Source organism: Rhizobacter sp. P3_B12 (assembly GCF_056402895.1).
This window is the reverse complement of record NZ_JBFUGN010000460.1, coordinates 1-4781: the sequence shown is the minus strand read 5'-3', so window position 1 is coordinate 4781 and position 4781 is coordinate 1. Positions and strand designations below refer to the sequence as shown.

Annotated in this window: 1 protein-coding gene; it reads right to left on the bottom strand. The window is 72.0% G+C overall.

The features are described 5' to 3' along the window. Nucleotides 1–4781 (bottom strand): glucoamylase family protein (locus AC1D01_RS21155; protein WP_477869755.1); only part of this gene is annotated, 4781 nt, incomplete at both ends.

The window sequence follows — 4781 nt, the reverse complement described above, 5'->3', positions numbered from 1 at the left end:
GAGCAGCCCCTGGCCGCCGCGCAGCAGCACGCGGCACAGCGTCATCAGCAGGCGGCGTTCATCGTCGGGCAGGCGGTCGCCGCGCAGCACGTAGATGCGGCCGCCGGCCGCCGGCGCGTCGGGGCCGGCACCGGCCTGCCGCACCATGTTCTCGATCGCGTGCTGCATGTCGTCGGAGTACGAGGTCGCGCGGTCGTTCAGCACCACGATGTCGACCTCGAACGAGCGGGCCTTCCAGAAGTGGTGGCCGCGCACCATCTGCTGCACCAGCGGCAGGTCGTCGTTCGAATCGATGGTGACCAGCAGGATCGGCCGGTCGCCCGAGATGCCGTAGCGCCACAGCGCGCGCTGCGACAGCTGGTTGCCGCGCATGAACTCGGTGCCGGGGCGGAACGTGGTGTCCGAGAACATCAGGTACGACGACAGCGCCTGGAAGTGCGTCGCCTCCTCGCTGCCGATGCCCAGCTGGTGCAGCTTGGCCTGCGCATACACCCACGAGCGCGAGATCTCGCGCTGCAGCGCGCTGAACGAGCCGAGGCGCTGCCAGGTGCGGCTCGCGCTCTCGCGGTCGGTGCCGAAGGCCAGCACGAAGGCCACCCGCGCCGACTGGCCGGGCTTCAGCTCGATCGTCTGGCGCAGGCACAGCACCGGGTCGAGCACCGCGCCGGTCGTCATCGCGAGGCCGCCCTGCTCGGTCATCGCGAGCGGTTCGCGCTTGCCGCGGCCGCGCCCGATCACCGTGCGGCGGTCGGTGTCGTACGACAGCGGCCCGGCCTGCGTGCCCTCGACCACGGCGCCGAGGATCGCCGTGGGCGCCGCCTCGTGCGAGGCGCGCGGGCGCCGCGTGGCCAGCAGCGCACCGCGCGCCGCGTCGTACTCGGTGGTGATGAACAGGTTCGAGAAGGCCGGGTGCGCCATGTCGGCATTGCGCTGGTTCAGCACCACCTCGCCGAGCGCGCTGACCTCGATGCGGCGCACGCCATGGCCCTCGTTGCTCAGCTTCAGCGTGCGGATCTCGGCATCCTCCTGCTGGGCGACCACCACCTCCAGGCTGCTGCGGATGCCGTGCTGGCGCAGGTCGAACTGCGCACGCGCCTCGGCGAACTCRACCGACTGGTAGTCCGGCTCGCTGAAGGTCGGCGCGAGCGTGGCCGACCACAGCACGCCCGAATCGGCATCGCGCAGGTAGATGAAGAGCCCGCAGTCGTCGAGCACGCGGTCCTCGCGCCAGCGCGTGATGTCGAGGTCGGCGCATTCGCTGTAGCCGGAGCCGCTGGCCGTCAGCGCGGTCGCGTAGCGGCCGTTCGACATCAGGTGCACGGCGGGGCGGCGCACGTCGGTGGCCTGCACGCGGCGCACCCGCTGCGTGGAATGGCGCGCGAGCTTCTCGTGGCGCTCGGGTGCCGCGGTGCTGTCGCGCGCGATCACGACCGAGCCGGCCACCTGCTCCTGCAGCAGCAGGTCGAAGGCGTTCATCTCGGGCTCGCGGTGGAAGCGGTCGGCCAGGCTGTCGGTCGTCAGCAGTTGCGTCAGTGCGAGCAGGCTCATCGCCTGGTGGTGCGCCATGTGGCTCTTGACGATGGCGCACTTCTCGTCTTCGCCGAGCCGCTCGGCGGTGAAGTCGATCGCCTCGTAGAAGCCGTGCGGCCCGAGGGCGCCGAGCTTGGCCAGCGCGGTGAAGTTCTGCCGCACCTCGGCCGGCGCGAACGGCGCGGCCAGCGCGGTGGCATAGGGCGCGACCACCAGTTGCCGGTCCATGCCGCGCTTCAGGCTCAGCGCCGGCGCGCCGGACGGCCCGTACTGGTAGGTCAGCTCCACATCGCGCACGTTGACGCCCGATTCGGAGATGCCCCAGGGCACGTTCTGTTCGCGCCCGTAGCGGATCTGCTCGGCGATCGCGTTGCGGCAGGTCTGGTGCAGCAGGCTGCCGGGCGGCGTCTTCATCACCAGCGCCGGCATCAGGTACTCGAACATCGAGCCCGACCACGAGATCAGCACCGGGCCGGAGGCGACGAGCCCCATGTGGCGGCCGAGCCGGAACCAGTGGTCGACCGGCACGTCGCCCTTGGCGGCGGCGAGGTAGCTGCCGAGCCGCGACTCGGAGGCCAGCAGGTCGTAGCGCCCTTCGTCGAGCTGGTGCTCGGCGACGCGGTAGCCGATCGAGAACAGCTTGCGCCGGGCATCGAACAGGAAGCCGAACTCCATGCCGCGCCAGGCCGCCTCGGCCTGCGCCGCGCAGGTGTCCAGGTCGGCGAGCCAGACGGCGGTCGCGGTGCGCGCCTCGGTGCAGGCCTTCAGCGCCGCGGCCAGCAGCGTCGCCGTGGCCGGTGCCTGGCCCTGCAGATGCTGCACCTGCAGCAGCGCCGCCTCGACGTTGGCCAGGTGTGCCGGCACCTCGCCGACCCGCGGCACCGCCGCGAGCAACTCGGCCAGCGGGCCCTTGAACACCTCGGGCGCCTGCTGCTGCAGCGTGCTGAAGGCCGCCTCGACCGCCCACGGGCAGTGGCGCTGCAGGTCGTCGAGGTGCGCCGCGAGCACATGGCACAGCCGCCCGGCCTCGTCGACGACCGGCTTCAACGCGCCGGCCCCCTGGGCGGCACCGTCGGCGCTGCCGAAGGCATAGGCCTCGAGCAGCTCCTTCAGGTGCAGCGCCAGCTGCGCGGCACCGGCGAGCGCTCGACCGGCATCCGCCGGTGTCGCCGGATCGGCCTGCAGCAGCTTGCTGCCGAGGTCGGCGACCGCGCGATCGATCTCGGCCGGGCTCACGTTGCCGCGCGGCGCGCTGCCCTTGTCGCCGCGCGGGCTGCCGGCGCGCACGCTGCGCCACGCCGCCTGCAGCTCCAGGAAGCTGTCGCGCGGGCCGGCCAGCCGCTCGGGCCCGACCACCGGGCGCACGCGCTCTTCCTGCAGCGCGCGGGCCACGACGACCAGGTGCGCCGCCAGRTTGCCGCTGTCGACCGACGACACGTAGCGCGGCTCCAGCGGCCGCAGGTACTGGGTCTCGTACCAGTTCAGCAGGTGGCCGTTGTACGTTTCCAGCTTCGCCATGCTGCCGAGCGTGGCCTTCATGCGGCCGAGGAAATCGCCGCCGGCCAGCCAGCCCAGGTCGCGCGCGCGCGTCAGCGCCAGCAGGTACAGGCCGATGTTGGTCGGCGAGGTGCGGTGCGCGACGACCTCTTCCGGCTCGTACTGCACGTTGTCGGGCGGCAGGTGGTTGTCGGCCGGGCCGACATAGTCCTCGAAGAAGCGCCAGGTGCGGCGCGCGATGCGGCGGAACTCGCGCAGGTCGTGGTCGCCGGCGAGCCGGGCCGCCAGCAGCACCGGCGAGCTGATCGCGACCGCGATCACCGGCGCCAGCCACCAGGCGGCCAGCAGCGGTGCGGCGGCCACGATCGCATCGCGATTGAACAGCAGGATCAGCGCGCTCGACGCGATCAGCGGCAGCGTCGCGCTGCTGATGGCCCAGCTGAACTGCCGCAGCTGGCCGCCCGCCGCCGCCTTGGCCTGGGCCGCGGTGCGCCATTCGAGCATCTTGCGCTGCGAGACGAAGGTGCGCCACACCGCCCGCACGATGGCGTCGGCCATCACGCAGGCGCTCTGCGCGAGCAGCACCAGTTCGATCAGCGCATGGCCGGCGACCAGCCCGAGCTCGCGCGTCAGCTGGATCGGCCGGTTGCTGCGCACGCCCTTCGGCACCGGTGCGAACAGCGCCGAGAACCAGCCGAGCAGCCCCGGCAGGCTGATCGACGCGAGCACCAGCGCGAGCCAGGCGAGCGGCTGCGCGGCCGGGTCGATGAAGGCCGCGACGACGAGCGCGAACGACGCGATCGGCAGCAGCGAGCGCCGCAGGTTGTCGAGCATCTTCCAGCGGTTCAGCGGCGACAGCGGCTCGGCGCGCACGCCCAGCAGCCACGGCAGCAGCTGCCAGTCGCCCCGCACCCAGCGGTGCGAGCGCGCCGCGGCGACCTCGGAATGCGATGGAGAATCCTCGAAGAACGCGACGTCGCTGACCAGCGCGCAGCGCGCGAACGCGCTCTCGAACAAGTCGTGGCTGAGCAGCGCGTTCTCCGGCACCCGGCCCGACAGCGCGGTGTGGAAGGCCTGCAGGTCGTACAAGCCCTTGCCGGTGTAGGTGGCCTCGCCGAAGGTGTCCTGGTAGGTGTCGGAGATGGCGGCGGCGTACGGGTCGACGCCGGCACCGCTCGAGAAGATCCAGCGGAACACCGAATGGTCTTCGGCCTGCGGCAGCAGGAACGAGATGCGAGGCTGGAACAGCGCGTAACCGCGCGCGACGCGGCCGGTCTGCGCGTCGATCTGCGGCCGGTTCAGCGGGTGCGCCGCGGTGCCGACCAGGCGGGCGACCGAGCCGACCGGCATGCGCGTGTCGGCATCGAGCGTGATCACGTAGCGCACGCCGCGCGGCACGCGCTCGGCGCTGCCGTCCTCGAACACGTACGAGGTGCCCGGCTCGCCGAGCAACAGGCGGTTGAACTCGTCGAGCTTGCCGCGCTTGCGCTCCCAGCCCATCCAGGCGCCTTCGGCGGCGTTCCAGCAGCGGTTGCGATGGAACAGGTAGAAGCGGTCTTCGGTGGCCATGCCGCTACCGGGCAGCGGATAGCGCAGGTTCAGGCGCGCCACCTCGTCGCGGGCCGCCGCGAGCAGCACCGCATCGGTCTCGAGCGACTGGTCGGGTGCGTCGCGCCAGTCGGTCAGCAGCCCGAAGCGCAGCTGGTCGTCGCGGTTCGACAGGTAGTGGCGCTCCAGCTCGCCGACCTGGTGAT